The organism is Pseudomonas sp. D3-27, assembly GCF_051132165.1.
Classification (GTDB): Bacteria; Pseudomonadota; Gammaproteobacteria; order Pseudomonadales; family Pseudomonadaceae; genus Aquipseudomonas.
On record NZ_CP071667.1, the window covers coordinates 379,422 to 400,660 of the forward strand.

18 protein-coding genes and 1 pseudogene are annotated in these 21,239 nt (G+C 62.5%); 10 read left to right on the forward strand and 9 right to left on the reverse strand.

Annotation, left to right across the window (positions count from 1 at the left end):
• Positions 1-160 precede the first annotated feature (160 nt).
• The 4 genes from J3P92_RS01745 to J3P92_RS01760 all read left to right on the forward strand — a co-directional run bounded on the left by J3P92_RS01745 (position 161) and on the right by J3P92_RS01760 (position 4,273).
• Positions 161-1,258: a polyamine ABC transporter substrate-binding protein gene (locus J3P92_RS01745; RefSeq protein WP_434561741.1), complete on the forward strand. Its 1,098-nt coding sequence runs from the start codon at positions 161-163 to the stop codon at positions 1,256-1,258.
• Between the two features lie 71 nt (positions 1,259-1,329).
• The gene (locus J3P92_RS01750; RefSeq protein ID WP_420765077.1) at positions 1,330-2,472 is read left to right on the forward strand and encodes an ABC transporter ATP-binding protein; all 1,143 of its coding nucleotides are present in this window, start codon (positions 1,330-1,332) and stop codon (positions 2,470-2,472) included.
• Positions 2,469-3,386: an ABC transporter permease subunit gene (locus tag J3P92_RS01755; RefSeq protein WP_420765076.1), complete on the forward strand. Its 918-nt coding sequence runs from the start codon at positions 2,469-2,471 to the stop codon at positions 3,384-3,386. The genes J3P92_RS01750 and J3P92_RS01755 overlap by 4 nt, the downstream gene beginning before the upstream one ends.
• Positions 3,386-4,273, forward strand: coding sequence for an ABC transporter permease subunit (locus J3P92_RS01760; protein WP_420765075.1), 888 nt, complete (start codon positions 3,386-3,388; stop codon positions 4,271-4,273). The genes J3P92_RS01755 and J3P92_RS01760 overlap by 1 nt, the downstream gene beginning before the upstream one ends.
• A gap of 128 nt (positions 4,274-4,401) precedes the next feature.
• On the opposite strand, the gene J3P92_RS01765 is transcribed toward J3P92_RS01760, so the two are convergent.
• Complete coding sequence (locus J3P92_RS01765; RefSeq protein ID WP_434561743.1) at positions 4,402-5,040, reverse strand: HD domain-containing protein; 639 nt, start codon at positions 5,038-5,040, stop codon at positions 4,402-4,404.
• 184 nt (positions 5,041-5,224) lie between these two features.
• Here J3P92_RS01765 and J3P92_RS01770 point away from each other — a divergent pair, with 184 nt between their 5' ends.
• Positions 5,225-6,190: a GlxA family transcriptional regulator gene (locus tag J3P92_RS01770; RefSeq protein WP_434651076.1), complete on the forward strand. Its 966-nt coding sequence runs from the start codon at positions 5,225-5,227 to the stop codon at positions 6,188-6,190.
• Positions 6,191-6,192: 2 nt separating this feature from the next.
• Here J3P92_RS01770 and J3P92_RS01775 read toward each other — a convergent pair whose 3' ends face one another.
• The 3 genes from J3P92_RS01775 to J3P92_RS01785 form a co-directional block, all read right to left on the reverse strand.
• Positions 6,193-6,534 carry a carboxymuconolactone decarboxylase family protein gene (locus J3P92_RS01775; protein ID WP_014340738.1) on the reverse strand — a complete coding sequence of 114 codons (342 nt, stop codon included), beginning with the start codon at positions 6,532-6,534 and terminating at the stop codon, positions 6,193-6,195.
• Between the two features lie 99 nt (positions 6,535-6,633).
• Positions 6,634-9,042 (reverse strand): penicillin acylase family protein, encoded by a 2,409-nt coding sequence (locus J3P92_RS01780; RefSeq protein WP_434649732.1) that lies wholly within the window; start codon positions 9,040-9,042, stop codon positions 6,634-6,636.
• A gap of 108 nt (positions 9,043-9,150) precedes the next feature.
• Entirely contained in the window at positions 9,151-9,738 is a 588-nt protein-coding gene (locus tag J3P92_RS01785; RefSeq protein ID WP_434561747.1) for a DUF6436 domain-containing protein, read from the reverse strand.
• Positions 9,739-9,845: 107 nt separating this feature from the next.
• Between J3P92_RS01785 and J3P92_RS01790 the strand changes: the two genes are divergently transcribed.
• On the forward strand, positions 9,846-10,793 hold the full coding sequence (locus J3P92_RS01790) for an alpha/beta hydrolase (protein ID WP_420765071.1): 948 nt from the start codon (positions 9,846-9,848) through the stop codon (positions 10,791-10,793).
• A 98-nt stretch (positions 10,794-10,891) separates the two neighbouring features.
• Here J3P92_RS01790 and J3P92_RS01795 read toward each other — a convergent pair whose 3' ends face one another.
• Complete coding sequence (locus tag J3P92_RS01795) at positions 10,892-11,635, reverse strand: DUF2059 domain-containing protein (RefSeq protein ID WP_434608990.1); 744 nt, start codon at positions 11,633-11,635, stop codon at positions 10,892-10,894.
• Positions 11,636-11,775: 140 nt separating this feature from the next.
• Here J3P92_RS01795 and J3P92_RS01800 point away from each other — a divergent pair, with 140 nt between their 5' ends.
• Both J3P92_RS01800 and J3P92_RS01805 read left to right on the forward strand, forming a co-directional pair.
• Positions 11,776-12,405, forward strand: a complete 630-nt coding sequence (locus J3P92_RS01800) for a 2OG-Fe(II) oxygenase (protein ID WP_420765069.1) — start codon at positions 11,776-11,778, stop codon at positions 12,403-12,405.
• Between the two features lie 2 nt (positions 12,406-12,407).
• Positions 12,408-12,899 (forward strand): DUF523 domain-containing protein, encoded by a 492-nt coding sequence (locus J3P92_RS01805; protein ID WP_434561753.1) that lies wholly within the window; start codon positions 12,408-12,410, stop codon positions 12,897-12,899.
• Positions 12,900-13,055: 156 nt separating this feature from the next.
• On the opposite strand, the gene J3P92_RS01810 is transcribed toward J3P92_RS01805, so the two are convergent.
• Positions 13,056-14,429: a GTPase/DUF3482 domain-containing protein gene (locus J3P92_RS01810; RefSeq protein WP_434649734.1), complete on the reverse strand. Its 1,374-nt coding sequence runs from the start codon at positions 14,427-14,429 to the stop codon at positions 13,056-13,058.
• A complete protein-coding gene (locus J3P92_RS01815; protein WP_434649736.1) occupies positions 14,422-15,789 on the reverse strand; it encodes a DUF2868 domain-containing protein in 1,368 nt (455 codons plus the stop codon). The genes J3P92_RS01810 and J3P92_RS01815 overlap by 8 nt, the downstream gene beginning before the upstream one ends.
• Before the next feature lie 77 nt (positions 15,790-15,866).
• On the opposite strand from J3P92_RS01815, the gene J3P92_RS01820 reads away from it, so the two are divergent.
• Positions 15,867-16,379 carry a dihydrofolate reductase gene (locus J3P92_RS01820; protein WP_434561759.1) on the forward strand — a complete coding sequence of 171 codons (513 nt, stop codon included), beginning with the start codon at positions 15,867-15,869 and terminating at the stop codon, positions 16,377-16,379.
• Positions 16,380-16,428: 49 nt separating this feature from the next.
• On the opposite strand, the gene J3P92_RS01825 is transcribed toward J3P92_RS01820, so the two are convergent.
• Complete coding sequence (locus tag J3P92_RS01825) at positions 16,429-17,820, reverse strand: L-cystine transporter (protein ID WP_434649738.1); 1,392 nt, start codon at positions 17,818-17,820, stop codon at positions 16,429-16,431.
• Positions 17,821-18,061: 241 nt separating this feature from the next.
• Between J3P92_RS01825 and J3P92_RS01830 the strand changes: the two are divergent.
• Positions 18,062-19,116 (forward strand): annotated as a pseudogene (locus J3P92_RS01830) (haloacid dehalogenase-like hydrolase).
• Between the two features lie 122 nt (positions 19,117-19,238).
• On the opposite strand, the gene ilvD reads toward J3P92_RS01830, so the two are convergent.
• The gene (gene ilvD / locus J3P92_RS01835) at positions 19,239-21,080 is read right to left on the reverse strand and encodes a dihydroxy-acid dehydratase (protein ID WP_420765062.1); all 1,842 of its coding nucleotides are present in this window, start codon (positions 21,078-21,080) and stop codon (positions 19,239-19,241) included.
• Between the last annotated feature and the right edge of the window lie 159 nt (positions 21,081-21,239).

Consider the following 21,239-nt stretch of genomic DNA (forward strand, 5'->3'; position numbering starts at 1 on the left):
GTCGCCGTCCCCGGGAGGGCGGCAACAGGAGCAATTAAATAACTAAAAGTTTTGCTGGATCGGTTTATCGAGGGTAAGTTGCGCGCCGGTTTTGTTGCAGGGCATATCGTTGCCCGGTAACGGGGGCAACTTGGGCCCAACTATTTAAGAGGACCTCCACGTGCCTGTCTTTTCTTTGTTGCGCAACGCCTTGCTGGTCGGTGCTGGCCTGACACTCGCTGTCAGTGCCCAAGCGGCTTCCACCGTGCATATTTATAACTGGTCGGACTACATCGGCGAATCCACCCTGGCGGACTTCGAGAAAGCCACTGGGATCAAGCCGGTCTACGATGTGTTCGATTCCAACGAAACCCTGGAAGGCAAGTTGCTGGCCGGTCGCACCGGTTACGACGTGGTCGTGCCGTCCAACCATTTCCTGGGCAAGCAGATCAAGGCCGGGGCGTTCCAGAAGCTCGACAAATCGCAGCTGCCGAACTACGCCAACCTCGATCCTTCGCTGCTCAAGCGTCTGGAAAAAAACGACTCGGGCAATCAATACGCCGTGCCTTACCTGTGGGGCACCAACGGCATCGGCTATAACGTCGAGAAGATCAAGGCGGTACTGGGTGTCGAAAAAATCGACTCGTGGGCCATGCTGTTTGAACCGGAAAACATCAAGAAGCTGTCCAGCTGCGGCGTTTCGTTCCTCGACTCGGGCGACGAGATGATCCCGGCGATGCTCAACTACCTGGGCCTGGACCCCAACAGCCAGAACCCCGAAGACTACAAGAAGGCCGAGGCCCAGCTCCTCAAGATCCGGCCTTACGTGACCTACTTCAACTCCTCCAAGTACATCTCGGACCTGGCCAACGGCAACATCTGCGTGGCTGCCGGATTCTCCGGCGATATTTTCCAGGCCCGTGAACGTGCCAGCGAGGCCGGCAAGGGCGTCGAAATCGCCTACGTGATTCCCAAGGAAGGCGGCAACCTCTGGTTCGACATGCTGGCAATCCCACGCGACGCCGCCAACGTCAAGGAGGCCCACGCGTTCATCAACTATCTGCTCAAGCCTGAGGTCATCGCCCAGGTGAGCGACTACGTCGGTTATGCCAACCCGAACCCCAAGGCTGGCGAACTGATGGACCAGGAAGTGCGCACCGACGAAGCGGTTTATCCCCCGCAGGAGGTTGTCGACAAGCTCTACGTCAACTCCGAGTTGCCGCCCAAGATCCAACGACTCATGACCCGCAGCTGGACCAAGGTCAAGTCGGGTAAATAGCGTCAAGCGCTCTAACTTTTCCAAGGTTCGCCCGTCTTGGGCGAGCTGCAAATTTTGTGGGAGTTTCGTAAATGGCAGTTGCCTCCGGCGCCTATAAGAAAGCCCTCGAGGGCGACCAGACACCCAAGCAGGTGCTGGTCAAGATCGACCGGGTCACGAAGAAGTTCGACGAGACGATTGCCGTGGACGACGTGTCCCTGGAAATCAAGAAAGGCGAGATCTTTGCCTTGCTCGGCGGTTCGGGATCGGGCAAATCCACTTTGCTGCGCATGCTGGCAGGCTTCGAGCGGCCCACGGAGGGGCGGATTTTCCTCGATGGCGTGGACATCACCGACCTGCCGCCCTACGAGCGGCCGATCAACATGATGTTCCAGTCCTACGCCTTGTTCCCCCACATGACCGTGGCACAGAACATTGCTTTCGGCCTGCAACAGGACAAGATCCCGAAAGCCGAGATCGACGCCCGCGTGGCTGAAATGCTCAAGCTGGTGCAGATGAGCCAGTACGCCAAGCGCAAGCCGCACCAACTCTCTGGTGGCCAGCGCCAGCGCGTGGCCCTGGCCCGATCCCTGGCCAAGCGGCCCAAACTCTTGCTGCTCGACGAGCCAATGGGCGCTCTGGACAAGAAGCTGCGCTCGCAGATGCAACTTGAGCTGGTGGAGATCATCGAGCGGGTCGGCGTGACTTGCGTGATGGTGACTCACGACCAGGAAGAGGCCATGACGATGGCCGAGCGCATTGCGATCATGCACCTGGGATGGATCGCCCAGATCGGCAGCCCGATCGATATCTACGAGACCCCGACCAGCCGCCTGGTCTGTGAATTCATCGGCAACGTCAACATCTTCGAGACCGAAGTGGTGGACGACGCCGAGGGCCACGCGGTGCTGACGTGCAAGGACCTGGACCGCAACATTTACGTCGGCCACGGCATCAGCACCTCGGTGCAGGACAAGTCCGTCACCTACGCCATCCGCCCGGAAAAACTCTTGGTCACGCCCGAGCAGCCAACCTGCGAGCACAACTGGTCCAGTGGCAAGGTCCATGACATCGCCTACCTGGGCGGCCACTCGGTGTTTTACGTCGAGCTGCCGAGTGGCAAGCTGGTGCAGTCGTTCGTCGCCAACGCCGAACGCCGAGGCCAGCGTCCGACCTGGGGCGACCAGGTATTCGTCTGGTGGGAAGACGACAGCGGCGTGGTGCTTCGCTCATGAACATGCGCAAGTTCAAACGCCGTCTCGCCCGAATAACGCCCGGTGGCCGTCAGATGGTCATCGGGGTGCCCTTCATCTGGCTGTTCCTGTTCTTCATGCTGCCGTTCTTCATCGTCCTGAAGATCAGTTTCGCCGAAGCCGACGTGGCGATCCCGCCTTACACCGAAATCTACAGCTACATCGACCAGAAGCTGCAGGTGCTGCTCAACCTTGGCAACTATGTGATGCTCAGCGAGGATGAGCTGTACATCTCCGCCTATCTCGGCTCGCTGAAGATGGCGCTGATCAGCACCACGTTGTGCCTGCTGATCGGCTACCCCATGGCCTATGGCATCGCCAACGCCCGCAAAGAGATGCAGACGGTGCTGGTGCTGCTGATCATGATGCCGACCTGGACCGCGATCCTGATTCGCGTCTACGCGTGGATGGGTATCCTCAGCAACAACGGCTTGCTTAACGGCTTTCTGATGAGCATGGGTTGGATCAGCGAACCCCTGCAAATTCTCAACACCAACCTGGCGGTCTATATCGGCGTGGTCTATTCCTACCTGCCGTTCATGATCCTGCCGCTCTACGCCAACCTGGTGAAGCATGATGCCAGCCTGCTGGAAGCCGCGTCGGACCTGGGTTCGAGCACCTTCAACAGCTTCTGGAAGATCACCGTGCCGCTGTCCAAGAACGGCATCATCGCCGGCTGCATGCTGGTGTTCATCCCGGTGGTGGGCGAGTTCGTGATTCCGGAACTGCTGGGCGGCCCGGAAACGCTGATGATCGGCAAAGTGCTGTGGCAGGAATTCTTCAATAATCGAGACTGGCCGGTGGCATCCGCCTTGGCGGTGGTGATGCTGGCGATCCTGATCGTGCCCATCATCCTGTTCAACCGCAGTCAGGCCAAAGAAATGGAGGGCAAGTAATGAAGCGCTTCAGTTTTTCAAGCCTGATGCTGGTGCTGGGTCTGTTGTTCATCTACGCGCCGATGCTGATTCTGGTGATCTACTCGTTCAACGCCTCCAAACTGGTGACGGTGTGGGGCGGTTGGTCAGTCAAGTGGTACGTCGGCCTGCTGGACAACAGCCAGCTGATGGGCTCGGTGATGCGCTCGTTGGAAATCGCCTGCTACACGGCGATTGCCGCGGTGGCCCTGGGCACGCTGGCGGCCTTCGTGCTGACCCGCATCACCCACTTCAAGGGTCGGACGCTGTTCGGCGGCCTGGTCACCGCGCCATTGGTGATGCCGGAAGTGATCACCGGCCTGTCGCTGTTGCTGTTGTTCGTGGCCATGGCGCAAATGATCGGCTGGCCTCAGGAACGTGGCATCGTCACGATCTGGATCGCCCACACGACGTTCTGCGCGGCCTACGTGGCGGTGGTGGTCTCGGCGCGCTTGCGTGAGCTGGACCTGTCCATCGAAGAGGCGGCCATGGACCTCGGCGCGCGGCCATGGAAGGTGTTCTTCCTGATCACCATTCCAATGATCGCGCCGTCGCTGGCGGCGGGCGGCATGATGTCGTTCGCGCTGTCCCTCGACGACCTGGTGCTGGCAAGCTTCGTCTCCGGCCCTGGCTCGACCACCTTGCCGATGGAAGTCTTCTCGGCGGTGCGCCTGGGGGTGAAACCGGAAATCAACGCCGTGGCGAGCCTGATCCTGCTGGCGGTGTCCCTGGTGACCTTCCTGGTCTGGTACTTCAGCCGCCGTGCCGAAGAAAACCGCAAGCGGGCGATCCAGCAAGCGATCGAGGAAAGCGCCGCCGATTCCTGGAAGCAACCGGAAGTACGCCGGGCGGAAACCGCTTCGGCCTAACCGACTCTGGGACCAAAATGTGGGAGCGAGCTCGCTCCCACTGGTGTTTTTTTGCCTGCAAATCCGTGGCTCACTGCAGATCCCCTTGTGGGAGCGAGCCTGCTCGCGATAGCGGTGGGGTGTGCTGGCTATGAATTCCAGGGCGAGCTGCGGATCACTTCAACGAAGTTCATCGGCTTGAACCCCGGCTCCTGATCCCTCAGCACATCGGTTTTCACATTGCCGAAGGTGGTATGTGGACGATGCCGCAAGCCGTCGGCGAAGGCGCAGATGATGCACTCCTTGAAGCCTTCTCCCCGGGGATGCGCATGCACCACGGCGTCGCGCTGTGCGGCGGGGAACGCGGCGTAATCCATGCCCAGCACGTCCATTTCCACGCCAGCGGTCACCAGGGCGACGTTGGGGCGCAGGTGCTTCGGCACGCCGGGCGTGGTGTGCAGCGCGATCGACAGCCACACTTGCTCGATGTCGTCATCGCTCAACCCGTAGGGTTTGAGGAAGGCCGCGGCGGCATTCGCGCCGTCCACTTCGAAGCGCTCATCGTCGCTGCGGTAGCCTTCCACCAACCCGAGGTCGTGGAACATCGCGCCGACGTAGAGCAGCTGCGGATCGTAAGCCAACTGCTGGCGCTGGCCGCTCAAGGCGCCGAACAGGAACACCCGGCGGGAATGGTGATACAGCAGGTCCGATTCAATGTCGCGGATGTATTCGGTGGTGGCCCGGGCGAGGGCGCTGTCGGGAATCTGGATGCCGGCGATGCGGGTCATGCTGCTCTCCTCTTGACGGTGCGCCGTGGCGGCGCTGAGGGTTCAGTCTGTTCGCCGGGATACGGCGCAGCAATCGCGCCATGGCTGCGATTACGGCCAATGAACTTGGGTTTCATGCCATCTGGCTTCTGCACGCCGGATTGGCTAGGGTTCTGTGGTCAACCCGGACAGGTAAGTGAGCACCATGGAAAAAACCGTCGCCATCGTGGTGTTCACGGGCGTCCAGTCCCTGGATGTCAGCGGCCCCCTGGATGTGTTCTGCGAAGCCAATCGCTTTCTCGCCGCGCAGGATCACTATCGGCTGGAAGTGATCGGCGTCGAGCGCGGTGCGACGTCTTGCTCCAACGGCATGTCCCTCAATCCCCACCGCCATTTCAGCGAAGCGTCAGGGCCGTACGACCCGCTGCTGGTCGCGGGCGGGCCGCAATTGCCGTTCATGGACGTTGGCCCAGCGTTCAATGCCTGGCTGCGCGAAGCCTGCGCCCGGGCCCGGCGCTTCGGTTCGATCTGCAATGGCGCGTTCATGCTCGCTCGGGCGGGATTGCTCCAGGGGCGGACCGTCACCACCCATTGGGGCGATGCTTCGGCGCTGGCGCAGCTGTGCCCCTCGACCCGGATCGAAGCCGATCGGCTGTACGTGCAGGACGGCGAGCTGTATACCTCGGCGGGCGTTACGGCGGGAATCGACCTGTCGTTGTTTCTGCTGGCTCAGGACCATGGGCCGGAGGTGGCACTGAATGTCGCCAAGCGGCTGGTGGTGTTCACCCAGCGTTCAGGCGGTCAATCACAGTTCAGTCCGTTTCTCGCGCCCCATGCCGAGCCGACCTCCACCGTGGCCCAGGTCCAGGCGTACGTGCTGGCGAATCTCAACGGTGATCTGGGCATCGCCAACCTCGCCAGCGCGGCGAACATGAGCCCACGCAATTTCTCCCGCGTGTTCGCCCGGGAGGCGAAGGTCACGCCAGCCGAGTTCGTCGAACAGGCCCGGGTAGACGCGGCGCGCGTGATGCTGGAAAGCACTCGGGCACCGCTCAAGACCGTCGGTTACCAATGCGGCTTTCGCGATGCCCAACACATGCGCAGCGTCTTCAATCGGCGGTTGGGCGTGACGCCGCAACAGTTCAGGTTGAATTTTGCCGCGTTGCTTTAAGCTCATTTTTTCAGTGCGTCATGGGCCTCCAACGCCCGCAGGGAATAGATATAAGCCGCTCCGGCATTCAGCGAGACCGCCGTTGCCAGGGTGGCGGCGATTTCTTCGCGGGTCGCGCCGGCCTTGATCGCGGCGTCGGTGTGTACGCCGATGCAGCCGTCACATCGGGTGGTGATCGCCACGGCGATGGAGATCAGTTCACGGGTCTTGGCGTCGAGCACGTTGTTCTCGGCGGCAGCCTCATCCAGGGCCATGTAGGCCTTGACCATTTTCGGATTGCTTTTGCCCAGGGCGCCAAAGGCGCTCTTGATGGTGGGCAGCAGTTCGGACCAGTTATTGAACATTGCATCGACTCCATTGTGATAAACGGGTTGGGCTTTTGCAGTCCTGACGATCATTGATGTCCAAGCCTGTCGATCGTCAGAAACATTCCGATGCCATGGTCAGGGCTCGGCCCTGGCGGGCAGCAGTTTCAGTGTGCCGTGGGTGTTGGCGGTGACTTCTTCCTCGGCCAGGTGCGCCTGGTGATACAGCCCTTCGATATAGGCGTCGGCCTGGTCCTCATAGTGCTTGTCGAATGGTACGCCGCTCTGGCCGACAGGGTTGATGGTGACGCTGTGGGCCGGGTCGGCGAAGTCAATGATGCGCCGAGTGGAAGGGCCATAGGTCACGGGCCAGGGCGCCGGTCCGATCTTGGCCGAGAGATTGTTCGGCACTTCATGGGTGCCGGGTGCGGCGAACGGTCCAACGTTGAAGACCCGGTCCAGTGGCTTTTGCTGGCCCAGGGGATGCCCGTGGGTCAGGGTGTGTGCCTGACCCCACCGCCATTGGGCGGGGTCGGCCCCCAGCGTCGCCCTCAAGTGCGCCAGGGCTTTGTCCCAGGCTTTGATCACCGTGTCGGCGCGGGTTTCGGTGCCCAGCGTCGATCGGTCGTCCCACCACGGAGAGTCTTTCTCGGCGGCCAGGCGTGGCAGCGCGGCGTCGATGACACGGGTCGATAGCGCGGTTTCGAAGAATCCGTCGCCCAGTTCGTCCCGCAGGGCGGTGTTGGCCAGGTCATACAGGAACTGGTTGAACAACGTGGCGCTGATGGAGTCCAGCGGGTAGTCGCCCTTCCACTCAGCCAGTTGTTCCACCCACTTGCGCTCCTGCGGGTCGCTGACCGCTTCGCGCAGGATCGGCAACAAAGGTGCAATCAGCCGCGGGCCATAGGCGGTGGTGGTGCCCAGTTGCAGTTTCTGGGTGGTCTGGATGTCCCATTTGGCCTGTTTGTCGCTCAGTTGTCGGTCGAGTTGCTGACCCCGGTCGGCGAGGTTGTAGTAGCCAGGGATCTCGATCCCGCTGGCCGCCACCGGCTGGAAATTCGCTGAGAGGATGTAGCCCCGGGCCGGGTTCTCTTCCTGGGGATTGCTGCTGAAAGGGTAGAAACCGTCTTTTTCCGCTTCGGCGCTGGTGCCGTCGAGAATGAAGCCGGGTTTCACGCCAGCCGGCCGCTTGGGCAATTGCGCTGCGGCCCACCAGCCGATGTCGCCCTTGGCATTGGCCCAGACCACGTTTAGCCCCGGCGCATGGATATTGGCCGACGCACCGCGGGCCTTCACTAAGGTGTCGGCGCGGTTGAGCTGGTAGAACGCCTCGAGGATCGGATTGCGGCTTTCCAGGAACCCCCACCACATGGCGATTGGCGTCTTGCCCGCATTGGCGCCGAGGGCATCGTTGACGATCGGGCCGTGGGGCGACTGGCGCAACACCAGCGTTACCGGGGCCTGGCCTTTGACGGCGATCTGCTGTTCGCTGCGGGTCATGTCCACCCACTGGCCGCGATACCAGACCTGTTCGGGGTTGTCCGGGTTGATCTTCTCGGCGATCAGGTCCAGGTCGTCGTTCTGGAACATGGTGATGCTCCAGCCGAAATCCTTGTTCATGCCCAGGGAGGCGAACGGCATGAGGGCCTGATACTGGCCGTAGAGTTCGAAACCTGGCGCCGACAGGTGGGCTTCGTACCACACCGACGGCGTGGAAAAGCGGATATGCGGATCGCCCGCCAGCAAAGGCTTGCCGCTGTGGGTGCGGTTGCCCGAGACCGCCCAGGCGTTGCTGCCTTCGAACTGCGGCAGGCCATGGTCGGCCAAGGCCTGCTCACTCAGGCGGGCGAGGGCGTTGAGGTCTTTCCAGTCAGTGGCGGACAGTGTCGTGCCGCCTGCCGGATCCTGAGGCAGGACGCCCTGGGGCTGCCAGTCGAGGTCGAAAATCTTCAGATACTCGGCACCGAGTTCGTCGCGCACATAGCTCAACAAGGGTTCGGTGCGAAAGGCCGCGGCGAAGCTGTAGGCCATGTAGCCGACGATGCTGGCGGTGTCTTCAGCGGTAAAGGGACGCTTGGGAATGCCCAGCACATCGAACTCCAGCGGCCGCGTGTGGGTTTGCTGATAGGCGTTGATGCCGTCCAGGTACGCTTGCGTAGCGATCCAGGCCGGCGACTGTCGATCCTGCTCGGCGACGTAGCTGGCGGCGCGCTCGCGAATGCGCAGGCTGCGCATCAGCTTGTCGGTGTCGAGCAACTTGGGCCCGAGGATCTCGGCCAACTCGCCCCGGGCGAGGCGCCGCATGATCTCCATCTGGAACAGCCGATCCTGGGCGTGGACGTAACCGAGGGCACGGTACAGGTCGGTTTCGTTCTCGGCGCGGATATGCGGCACGCCGCGTTCGTCGTAGCGCACCGTCACCGAGCCTTGCAGCCCTTGCAACTGCACCGTGCCCTGGCGGGTGGGCTGCTTGCTGTAGAGGTAGCCGCCCGCGACGATAACGGCGGTGACGACCAGTGACAGGAAGGCGACGAGGGTCCGTTTCATGGTCATTCCTTATTCGAGTGGCAGCGGTCCCACGATCTCGCTGTGGATCGCCTGTTTAACACGTGACCGCTTCCCGGTGCATCGTTCCTCGGAGGGATATCTTCGGCCCTACTGTTTGCTGGATGTGTCCTGGGCCCACGGACAATAACAACCCACCGCCATGGTGTGGGTTGCGTCGACTTGCCGGCCGGTACTCAACGCTTCGAGAATCGGTTCGATAAAGCTGTTGCTCGAATTGCAGGTCAAGCCTTCGCTGTACGGGCCGAAATACGCCAGTTTGCCGTGGCGGTCCCAGATCGCCACGGCGGGGCTGGCAGGAATCTGTTCCGAACCGGGAAGCGCCGGCAGTGCCTTGAGGCTATTCAGCGTGGCAGGCAGGCGGCCCTGGCTGCCGGTTTTTTGTACTGCGTAGAACGCCACGCCAAGGGGGGTGTATTTCTCGACCAGCTCGGAGAGGTGCTGCTGATTGCCAACGTTGCACGGGCAGGCCGGATCCCAGAAATGCACCAGGCGGATTGCGCCGGGGCCGGCCAGGTCGGGCGGCAGGCGCAGGGGGTCGCCGGAAAATACTGCCGTGTGTTGGCTGAACGTCCTCAGGAATCGGCCCTGGAACCAGTCGTAGGCGAGCCACAGCACGACGGCGCACGCGAGGGCGAGCAGGCTGGCAAGCAAGGTCGTGCGGTGGGACGGGCGCATGGAGTCGATCCTCTGGAGCCGCGTAGCTTGCCATGCCCGACGCGACAGATGAATATCACAGGCTTACAAAGCCTGTTTCGCGCGATGCGCTCCTGCCTGGAATACCAATGCCCGCTTCTTTTGACCCTGATCATCTGCGCGCCAGCCTGCAACCTTTGGCGCAGTGGCAGCCGCTGTCTGCGCAAGCGCAGGCCTACCAGCAATTCTATGGACTGGATTTCCCGGCACGCACGCTGCGCAGCGGCCTGGGTCGTTTCGACGTTGCGGGGTATGAGCTGGTCGGCCAGGTCTGGTGGCCGGAAAAAGCCGTGGCGACCCTGTTCCTTTTCCATGGCTATTACGACCACATGGGCCTTTACCGGCACTTGATCGACTGGGCGCTGGAGCAGCGGTTCGTGGTGATCAGCTGCGACTTGCCGGGCCATGGATTGTCCAGTGGCGAGCGCGCCAGCATCGGCGATTTCGCCGACTACCAGGCGACATTGCAAGGTTTGCTGGCAGAAGGGGAGAGCCTTGGCTTGCCGCAACCCTGGCACCTGTGCGGACAAAGCACCGGCGGGGCAATTGTGGTCGACCATGTCCTCAACCAGGGCGCAAACAGCCCGGCCCAGGGCCAGGTCATCCTGTTGTCGCCCCTGGTCCGGCCTCGCGCCTGGGGCTGGTCGCGCCTCAGTTATTACCTGCTCAAGCCGTTCGTGACCGGCATTGCCCGGCGGTTCACCGAGAATTCCACCGACCCGGATTTCCTTCCGTTCCTGCAGGCCGACCCGCTGCAACCGCTGCGCCTGCCCACCGCGTGGGTCGGGGCGCTCGCGCAGTGGATCAAGCGCATAGAGGCGGCGCCGAGCAGCCCGCGCCAGCCGTTGATCGTCCAGGGGCAGGCGGACATGACGGTGGATTGGCGACACAACTTGCAAGTGTTGCAGGCCAAATTCGACCGGCCGCAGGTTCTGATGTTGCCGCAGGGGCGGCATCACCTGGCGAATGAGAGGTTGGCGATGCGTCAGGAAATGTTTGAGTTCTTGAGCAGGCGGATGAGTCGGGTCCGGCGGTGATCGATCTATCGCGTTCGCGAGCAGGCTCGCTCCCACGATGGGTCTGTGCAATCAGTCCCTGTGGGAGCGAGCCTGCTCGCGATAGCGATGTTGAATCCCTACTGTCCTAAGTTCTGCCCCACCGCCAACCCCGCCCGAATCGCCGCCAGCGCCGCCTGGTAATAGGCCTGCCCCTCGGCCGACTCGGCGAAGGTGGCGAATTCTTCCAGCTCGGTGTCGGTCAGGTCACGGTAGACGTACAGCAACGTGTTGTTCAGGTCCGCACCGATCTGGTCCATCAGGCGCTGGCGCTGGCCGTTCAACATGCCTTGAGCCTGCCCGCCGCCCAGCAAGCCTGGAATCATCGAACTCAGGCTGTCGGCCGCCACGCCGGCGATCGCCAGGCTGACTTCGGCGCCGGCTTCACGGGCGGGCAGGGCCTGGGCCAGATGGCCGATGATCAGCAGGCGGTTATCGCTGGCCTGCATCTTAGGCAGGCCCTTGGCGTTCTTCGCCAATTGGTCGCGGCGGGTGGCGAGCAGTTCGGCCGCGACGACTTTGCGGCCCAGGGGCGATTGGAAAAAGGTCAGGGCCGGGTCCGGGTCGGCAAGGTTCTTGCGCAGCTGGGCCTCGGCCCGCTGGTCCATGGCCTGGGGCGCGAACCGTTGGTTGCTGTTGTTCACCAACGCCTGGAATACCGCTGGCGGCAGGCTGTTCTGATAGCGCTGCTGCGCGGCATTCAAGGCGTCATTGAAATGCGCCCGTTGTTCCGGCCAGCCGGCGACCTTATACAACTGGTCGTAGCTGTCTGCCCAGGCGGGCAATACGCAGAACATCAACAGTGAGAAAAGCAAACGGCGCATAGGGACTCCTGTCAGCAGCCGACTATTCTCCGTGGGGTGCGGGAACTTGTCGAGAATTCGTATCAAGTTCGTACGGCGGTGCCACCTGGCGCAGCGAACCCGCTGCGCGGCGCTGTCGGTTTTGCAGGCACAGGAATACTATGCGCGCCATGCAAATACCTTCTGATCATCCGTTGCTGTTACGTATCGTCGACGACCTGGCCGAGCGCGGCTGGTCGCAGCAGAACATCTTCCTGCCGGATGCGCTGACGCGCGCCTTGGCGGCCGAGTGCCGCCAGCGCGCCGCTGAAGGTGAACTGGCCCCGGCCGCCGTTGGACGCGGGCCGTTTTCGGAAATTCGCGAAGGGATCCGTGGCGATCACATCCAGTGGATCGAGCCCGGCCAGGTTGACGCCTGCGACCGTTACCTGGGGTTGATGGACAGCCTGCGCGAGGCCTTGAACCGCGGCCTGTTCCTGGGCCTGGAGGATTTCGAGAGCCACTTCGCCCTGTACCCGCCCGGCGCGTTCTACCTCAAGCACGTCGACCGCTTCCGTGACGATGACCGGCGCATGGTCTCGGCGGTGCTCTATCTCAATGACGCGTGGCTGCCGGAACACGGCGGTCAGTTGCGCATGTACCTGGGCGAAAGTGAGCACGATGTAGTGCCCACCGGTGGCTGCCTGGTGGTGTTTCTCTCGGGGGACATTCCCCATGAAGTGCTGCCGGCGACGCGTGAGCGCTTGTCCTTGACTGGTTGGTTCCGACGCCGCGGCAACGAGTTGTTCTGAGCATGGAAAAAATCCTCGTCAGTCGCTGTCTGCTCGGTCATCGCGTGCGTTACGACGGTGGCGCCAGCGGGCCATTCGATCAGCTCCAGCAATGGCTCGACGAGGGTCGTGTCGTGCCGCTGTGCCCGGAGGTCGCCGGCGGCTTGCCCACGCCCCGGCCGGCGGCGGAGATTCCTGGCGGGCAAGGAGTGAAAGTGCTCGATGGCGACGCGGCGGTCATCACCACCGATGGCGAGGATGTGAGCGCGCAGTTTTTGTCGGGTGCCTATCAAGCGTTGGATTTGGTGCGCGAACACGGCATCCGGATCGCCGTGCTGAAGGCCAACAGCCCCTCCTGCGGCAACCTGCTCACCTATGACGGGACATTCAGCGGTGTGAAAGTCCTCGGCGAGGGCGTGACGGCGGCGTTGCTCAAGCGCCATGGCGTACGGGTGTTCAGCGAGCTGGAGCTGGCGGAAGCGGCGTCGGCGCTAAAAGCGTTGGCCGCGGAATAATTGCGGCGAACCGTTTTTTTGTGGCGAGGGGATTTATCCCCGCTGGGGTGCGAAGCGCCCCCAAAAAAATATCGACCACAGCCGCACATCCAAAAAGCAGGGGGCCGCTTCGCGACCCAACGGGGATAAATGCCCTCACCACAGAAATGACGGTGTCTAAAGCTGCTCGGCCAATAGCTCGATCTGCTCTTGCCGCTCGGCCTGGCTCAAGCGGGGACTGGGGTTGAGCGACGACCACTGCGGATACGCCCGGGCCTTGTTCAATGCTTCGGGCAACCTGCCTTCGCGCCATGTCTTATCGTGGGGCGTGGCGATACGGATACTGTCCATCGCCGCATGACCGCGCTGATTGATCGCTTGCAGCAATTGCCGTTGGCGCAAGGCCAGGAGGCGCAGCACGCTGTCGTCCACGGTCAGTTCGCGCTGGCCCTTGAGCTTGCCCATCAACCGGTTGCCATAGCTGCGGGCGGTTTGCAGCGCACCGCCGGCAATGGCTCCGGCCAGGGCTGCGGCGCCAAGGGTCAACCCTCCCACCAGCAAATCCACGCCCGCACCCGCCGCTGCCCCGGCCGCGATCCCGCCACCGACTCGCACGCCCAATTGCTTGAGGGTGTCGGGATTGAACAGGTCATCGCCCCAGCGACCGTCCAGTAGAGGCAAATCGCTGGCGGCCGCGTCCTGGGCACGGAAAGCGTAAAGCTTGAGCAGCGCTTCAACGCAGCGCTGCTCGCGCTGACGGACGGCGTCGCGCAATTGGCCGATGGCCTGGTGCTCCAGATCCGCATCGCTGGCGACGCTGCGTCGGCAGGCGGCACAGTCGATCAGAAGTTCGGCGATCAGGCGCTTTGCGCTCTGCTGGCGAGCCTGGCGCTGGGCCTGTTGATCATCGATCAGTCGCTCCAGCTGTTCGCGAGCGTTTTCCAGCAACAGCGCAAGGCTTTCGTACAGACGTCGTTCGCCGTCTTCCGGCGGGGCGACGCTGTCGAAGCGCACCAGCGCATGCAGGCCCAATCGCGCCAGGGCTTCGCGCCACTCAGGTTCGCGATGCTGGGCGCTGCTGACGAAGTTGAGCACCGGTAGCAGCGGTTTGCCGCAACTGGCGAGGACTTCCAACTCATCGCGGTATTTGGCCAGCACTGGCTCGCGGGCATCAATGACATACAGTCCGGCATCGCTGGCGAGCAACTGCCGCAGCACCTTGGCTTCCTGCTCAAAGCGTTGCCGGGCCTCACTGCCATCGAGGAAGCGCGCCAGGCGTGCCGGGCCGTCCAGGCGTTCGCCCGGCCGCTCCAGGCGTTCCAGGTAATCGAGCAGGGCGATGGCGTCTTCCAGCCCCGGCGTGTCGTACAGTTCCAGCAGCGCCTGGCCATCCACCGACAGGCGAGCCCCTTCGACGTGACGGGTGGTGCTCGGGCGATGGGACACCTCGCCGAAGCCGACGTCGCGGGTCAGGGTGCGCAGCAAGGAGGTCTTGCCGACATTGGTGTGGCCGACCACCGCGAGCTTCAGGGGCTTGATGGATTCAGTCATGGCCGGTCTCCAGCCAGTTCATCGGGGCGCAATCGGCGAACGGCAACTCCAACTGTTGCAGCGCGTTATGCCAATCACCCAGGCGCTCGCCGTCCAGCGCTTCGCCGGGTGGCGCCTGCAATAACCAGATACGGGTAGCGCTGGCGCTGCGGGCCAGCTCGGCAATCAACGCTAGGCTTCCACGGTCCGGCGAACGCCGGGGGTCGCAGGCAATCGCCAGGCGCGCGGGTGGGAAACGCGACAGTTGTTCCAAGAGTCTGTGGCGGGACTCGCGGCTGTCGAGGATGCCGGCGTTTTTAACGGAGTCGGGCAGCTTGGGCGGCCAGGGACGTTCGTCCAGCTCGATCGCCACCAGCAACGCGCCGTCACTTTCCATTGCCCCGACGGCGCTGTCGATTCTGTGCAACTGTGCGGGCGCGGCATCGTTGACCCCCAGGCGCTCGCTGCTGGGCATCAACCGCTCGCGCAACTGCGCGTAACCGGGCAGGTTCAAGTCCAGGCGAAGTCTGGCGCGGCCACGACGCCATCGCCACAGGCACAGCAGCGTCAGGCACAGGCGCGGCAGCACGCCGTAGACCAGCAAGACGCCGACCAACCACCCGGCCCAGGCCTGGCGGGCGCTCTCGATATCCAACGCGGCGTCACCGCTGGCGCGGATCATCTCGACGGTCGGCACGCTGAAGCCCAGCAGGGCGGGCAGCGCACCGAGGGCCTGGGTCATGGCGACAAAGGTATCGCCGCCCAGAATCGTGGTTTCCCAGACGAAGCCATAACGCCGGGTCGCCATCAGCATCAGTACGATGACCAGCGCGCTGAGCATCGCCAGTAGCCACAAGCCGTTGACCAGCACGCCGAGCGCCCAGCGATTGAGCCGGTGCCGTTGCAACAACAGCAGCAGGGCTGGCGCCAGTTGGGCAGCCTTGGCATCGCGCGCCAGTTTTTCGCTGAGCCACAGCCAAAGGCGTCCCAGCGTGGCGCCTTGCTCCCCAGCGAACAGCAGGCCCAGGAGCCAGCCAATGAGCAGGAGCAGGTTCAGCCCCAACAGGCTGCCCAAGGCCCAGAAAACGTTGACCGGCGCGCGTCCATCGCCGAGGGCGGCGAAGCCCAGGCCGGCGCCGCTGGCGATGGCGAGCACCGCCAACGCCATCAGCGCCAGCCGCGCTCCCTGCAGCCAGTGGCGCAGGGCTTGAGCAAGGCCGTCGCGGTCGGCCAGCCAGCGGGCGCGGTGGCGGATGCGGGTGGATAGATCGCCTCCTGCCGCGCGGGCCAGGCGATTGGCTTCCTGGTCCTCGAGCGGGCCGGCGTGTTCTTCACGCAGGCGTATCGTCTCGGTCAACCAGAGGTTCTGCAGTTCTGTCACGGGCGCTTCCGTTGCTCGAATGAGCAAAGAGCATAACCGCTGTGGCGCCAGTCCGGGCCTCTGGTATTCTCGCCCTCATGAAAAAAACTCTTCCCTTAAGCCTGATCGCAGCCCTCGGTGAAAACCGTGTGATCGGCATCGACAACACCATGCCCTGGCACTTGCCGGGGGATTTCAAATATTTCAAGGCCACCACTCTGGGCAAGCCGATCATCATGGGCCGCAAGACCTGGGACTCCCTCGGTCGACCGCTGCCGGGTCGCTTGAATATCGTGGTGAGCCGCCAACCCGGCCTGGTTTTGGAAGGCGCGCAGGTTTATTCCACGCTTGAAGCCGCAGTGGAACGGGCCGAAGCCTGGGCGCTGGAACAAGGCGTGGACGAGCTGATGCTGATCGGCGGTGCCCAGCTCTATGCCCAGGCATTGGATCAGGCGGATCGGCTGTACCTGACCCGCGTGGCGCTGAGCCCGGAAGGGGATGCTTGGTTCCCGGCGTTTGATTCGAACCAGTGGAAGCTGGTTTCGAACCAGCCGAATCCGGCCGAAGGGGACAAGCCGGCCTACAGTTTCGAAGTCTGGGAAAAACGCTGAAGCATCGCGAGCAAGCTTGCTCGCGATAGCCGATTTAACAGGCCCCCCGTCAAGCCTGCGCCAACTCCCCATGCTCGTCGGCATCGAGCAGTGCTTTGTCAGTCTGCTGCATCACCTGGCTGGTAATCGCCCCCGCAGTGATCGAGCCACTGACATTCAATGCAGTGCGGCCCATGTCGATCAGCGGCTCCACCGAAATAAGCAGCGCCACCAGCGAGACCGGCAAACCCATGGCCGGCAGCACGATCAGCGCGGCGAACGTCGCGCCACCACCGACTCCTGCCACGCCCGCCGAACTCAAGGTCACGATGGCGACCAGCGTTGCGATCCACACCGGATCCAGCGGGTTGATGCCCACGGTGGGCGCGACCATCACCGCCAGCATCGCCGGATACAGCCCAGCACAACCGTTCTGGCCGATGGTGGCGCCGAACGAGGCGCTGAAGCTGGCGATCGCCCGGGGAATGCCGAGGCGACTGGTCTGGGCCTCGATGCTCAACGGAATGGTCGCGGCGCTGGAACGGCTGGTGAAGGCGAACGTCAACACCGGCCAGATCTTGCGGAAGAAACGCAGCGGGTTGATCCCGGCGGCCGACACCAGCAGGCCATGGACCACGAACATCAAGCCCAGCCCCAGGTACGACACCACTACGAAACTACCGAGCTTGATGATGTCCTGCAGATTCGAGCCGGCGACCACCTTCGTCATCAGCGCCAGCACGCCGTATGGCGTGAGCTTCATCACCAGGCGCACCAGGCGCGTCACCCAGCTTTGCAGGGTGTCGATGGCGTCGATCACCTTCTGGCCTTTCTCGGCGTCATCCTTGAGCAACTGCAACGCGGCGACACCGAGGAACGCCGCGAAAATCACCACGCTGATGATCGACGTCGGCTTCGCCCGGGCGAGGTCGGCAAAAGGATTCTGTGGAATGAACGAAAGCAGCAGCTGCGGAATGTTCAGGTTGGCGACCTTTGCGGCGTAGTCGCCCTGGATCACTTGCAGGCGCGCCAGTTCCTGGGTGCCGGCCACCAGGCCCTCGGCGGTGAGGCCGAACAGGTTGGTCAGGCCGATGCCGTTCAGCGCCGCGATGGCGGTGGTGAACAGCAGCGTACCGATGGTCAGGAAGCTGATCTTGCCCAGGGACGCGGCATTGTGCAGGCGGGCCACGGCGCTGAGGATCGAGGCGAAGACCAGCGGGATCACGATCATCTGCAGCAACTGCACATAGCCATTGCCCACGAGGTCGAACCAACCGATCGACGCTTTGAGCACGGGATTCGCTGCCCCATAAATCGTATGCAGGGCGATACCGAACACCACGCCCAGCGCCAGCGCCAGCAAGACCTTTTTGGCCAGGCTCCAGGTGCTGTGGCGGGTTTGCGCCAGGCCGAACAGCAGGCCAATGAACACCAGCAGATTGAGTATCAGCGGCACATTCATGAAAAGCTCCGATAAGACTTTGCCAGTCGCCACGAGCCGCGACTGTGAGCCGGAAAGCCTAACAGTCTGATATCTAAAGAATTAATACTAAAAAAGAATGATTACTGTCGCTTCTGGAATAAGGCGCTGGCGCCCACGGACATGCCGCTGCCGTTATCGGGACGCAAGCGGTCGCCCACAGGCGGGATCCGTCACAGGCATTTGTTAGCGTCGAACTCTTACAAACTGGGAGTAAACGCCGATGAAGCTCGTACCGCACCTGCTCGCTGTCGCTCTAGGCTTGGGCCTCGTCGGCCAAGCGCTCGCCACCGATCTCAAGCACTGGCCGACGGAACAGGCCAAGGCGCTGGAAGCGATGATCGCGGCCAACGCCAACAAGGTAACTACGCGGTCTTTGACATGGACAACACCAGCTACCGCTACGACCTGGAGGAGTCGCTGTTGCCGTTCATGGAGAACAAGGGCCTCATCAGCCGTGAAACCCTGGACCCATCCCTGAAGCTGATGCCGTTCAAGGATACGGCTGAACACAAGGAAAGCCTCTTCAGCTATTACTACCGCCTGTGCGAACTGGACGACATGGTTTGCTACCCGTGGGTGGCCCAGGTGTTCTCTGGGTTCACGCTCAAGGAGCTGAAGGGTTATGTCGATGAATTGATGGCTTCAGGCAAACCGGTGCCGACCACCTATTACGATGGCGACAAGGTGGTCCAGTACAACGTCAACCCGCCGAAAATCTTCACCGGCCAGACCGAGCTGTACAACAAACTGATGGAAAACGGTATCGAGGTCTACGTCATGACCGCGGCTTCCGAAGAGCTGGTGCGCATGGTCGCGGCCGATCCGAAGTACGGCTACAACCTCAAGCCGCAGAACGTGATCGGCGTGACCACGCTGCTCAAGGACCGCAAGACCGGCGAGCTGACCACCGCGCGCAAACAGATCACAAACGGCAAATACGACGAGAAGGCCAACCTGGGCCTGGAGTACACCCCCTACCTCTGGACCCCGGCGACCTGGATGGCCGGCAAGCATGCGGCGATCCTGACCTACATCGACGAATGGAAAAAACCCGTACTCGTCGCCGGCGATACGCCGAGCAGCGACGGCTACATGTTGTTCCACGATGTGGACGTGGCCAAGGGCGGCATCCACCTGTGGGTCAACCGCAAGGACAAGTACATGACCCAGATCAACGGCATGATGGCCAAGCACGCCGCCGCCCAGGCCAAGGAAGGATTGCCGGTGACGGCTGACAAGAACTGGGTGATCGTCAAGCCCGAGGACATTCAGTAACCCGTCCCCCACACTGATACCAAGTAACCCTGTGGCGAGGGAGCACTTGGCCCAAAAGGGTCAGACTGAAGCCCAAAAAATGCCCCGCGCTTGGCGGGGCATTTTGTTCGAAGCTAGGACGCTTATAACCCGTCAAGCATCGCCTTGTTGCGCACCGCACCTTTGTCGGCGCTGGTGGCGAGGAGGGCGTAGGCCTTTAGGGCGGTGGTGACTTTGCGCGGACGCACTTCCACCGGCTTCCAGCCTTTCTTGTCCTGCTCGACGCGGCGTTCGGCCAATTCTTCGTCGCTGATCAGCAGGTTGATCGAGCGGTTGGGAATGTCGATCAATACCTTGTCGCCATCGCGCACCAGGCCAATGGCGCCGCCAGCCGCCGCTTCCGGCGAAGCGTGGCCAATGGACAGGCCAGAGGTGCCGCCAGAGAACCGCCCGTCCGTCAGCAGCGCGCAGGCTTTGCCCAGGCCTTTGGACTTCAGGTAGGACGTCGGGTAGAGCATTTCCTGCATGCCCGGGCCGCCTTTCGGGCCTTCGTAGCGAATGATCACGATATCGCCGGCCTTCACTTCATCGGCAAGGATGCCGCGCACGGCGCTGTCCTGGCTTTCGAAGATCTTGGCGTTGCCTTCGAATACATGGATCGACTCGTCGACGCCGGCGGTTTTTACCACACAGCCGTCCAGGGCAATGTTGCCGTACAACACAGCCAGGCCGCCTTCCTTGGAGTAGGCGTGCTCGACGCTGCGGATGCAGCCGTTTTCACGGTCGTCATCCAGGGTTTCCCAGCGAGTCGATTGGCTGAAGGCAGTTTGGGTCGGGATGCCCGCCGGACCGGCCTTGAAGAAGTGATGCACGGCTTCGTCGGTGGTCTGGGTGATGTCCCACTTGGCGATGGCCTCGGCCATGGTCTTGCTGTGTACCGTTGGCAGGTCGGTATGCAACAGACCGCCTCGGGCCAGGGAGCCGAGGATGCTGAAGATGCCGCCGGCGCGGTGCACGTCTTCCATATGGTACTTCTGGATGTTCGGCGCGACTTTGCACAGCTGCGGTACGTGACGGGACAGGCGGTCGATGTCGCGCAGATCGAAGTCGATCTCGGCTTCCTGAGCGGCAGCGAGCAAGTGCAGGATGGTGTTGGTGGAACCGCCCATGGCGATGTCCAGCGTCATGGCATTCTCGAACGCCTTGAAGTTGGCAATGTTGCGTGGCAGCACCGATTCATCGTTTTCGCCGTAGTAACGCTTGCACAGCTCGACGATGGTCCGGCCGGCCTGCAGGAACAGTTGCTCGCGGTCGCTGTGGGTGGCCAGGGTCGAACCGTTGCCTGGCAATGCCAGGCCCAGGGCTTCGGTCAGGCAGTTCATCGAGTTGGCGGTGAACATGCCGGAGCACGAACCGCAGGTCGGACAGGCGCTGCGCTCGTACTCGGCGACCTTCTCGTCAGAAGCGCTGGAGTCGGCGGCGATTACCATCGCGTCCACCAGGTCGAGGCCGTGGCTGGCGAGCTTGGTCTTGCCGGCTTCCATCGGGCCGCCGGAAACGAAGATTACCGGGATGTTCAGGCGCAGTGCGGCCATGAGCATGCCGGGGGTGATCTTGTCGCAGTTGGAGATACAGACGATGGCGTCGGCACAGTGGGCGTTGACCATGTACTCGACCGAGTCGGCGATGATCTCGCGACTGGGCAGCGAATAAAGCATGCCGTCGTGGCCCATCGCGATGCCGTCGTCCACGGCGATGGTGTTGAATTCCTTGGCAACACCGCCGGCACGTTCGATTTCACGGGCAACCAATTGGCCCAGGTCCTTGAGGTGGACGTGACCCGGTACGAACTGGGTGAAAGAGTTGGCAATGGCGATGATCGGCTTCTTGAAGTCGTCATCCTTCATCCCCGTGGCGCGCCACAATGCACGGGCGCCGGCCATGTTGCGGCCATGGGTGGATGTTTTCGAACGGTAATCAGGCATGGAGCACTCCGGGCGGCTAATCAGGTACTTATCAGGTATCAATGGGGAGTGAGCTTCTGTCGACGTCTGGAACACTCGGGATTGGCGGTGTGTCCGGAAGTGGCCGATGACTTTGCAGGATCGCTGCGTGCCTCAGCATGAGCTCATAAACCCGCCGGG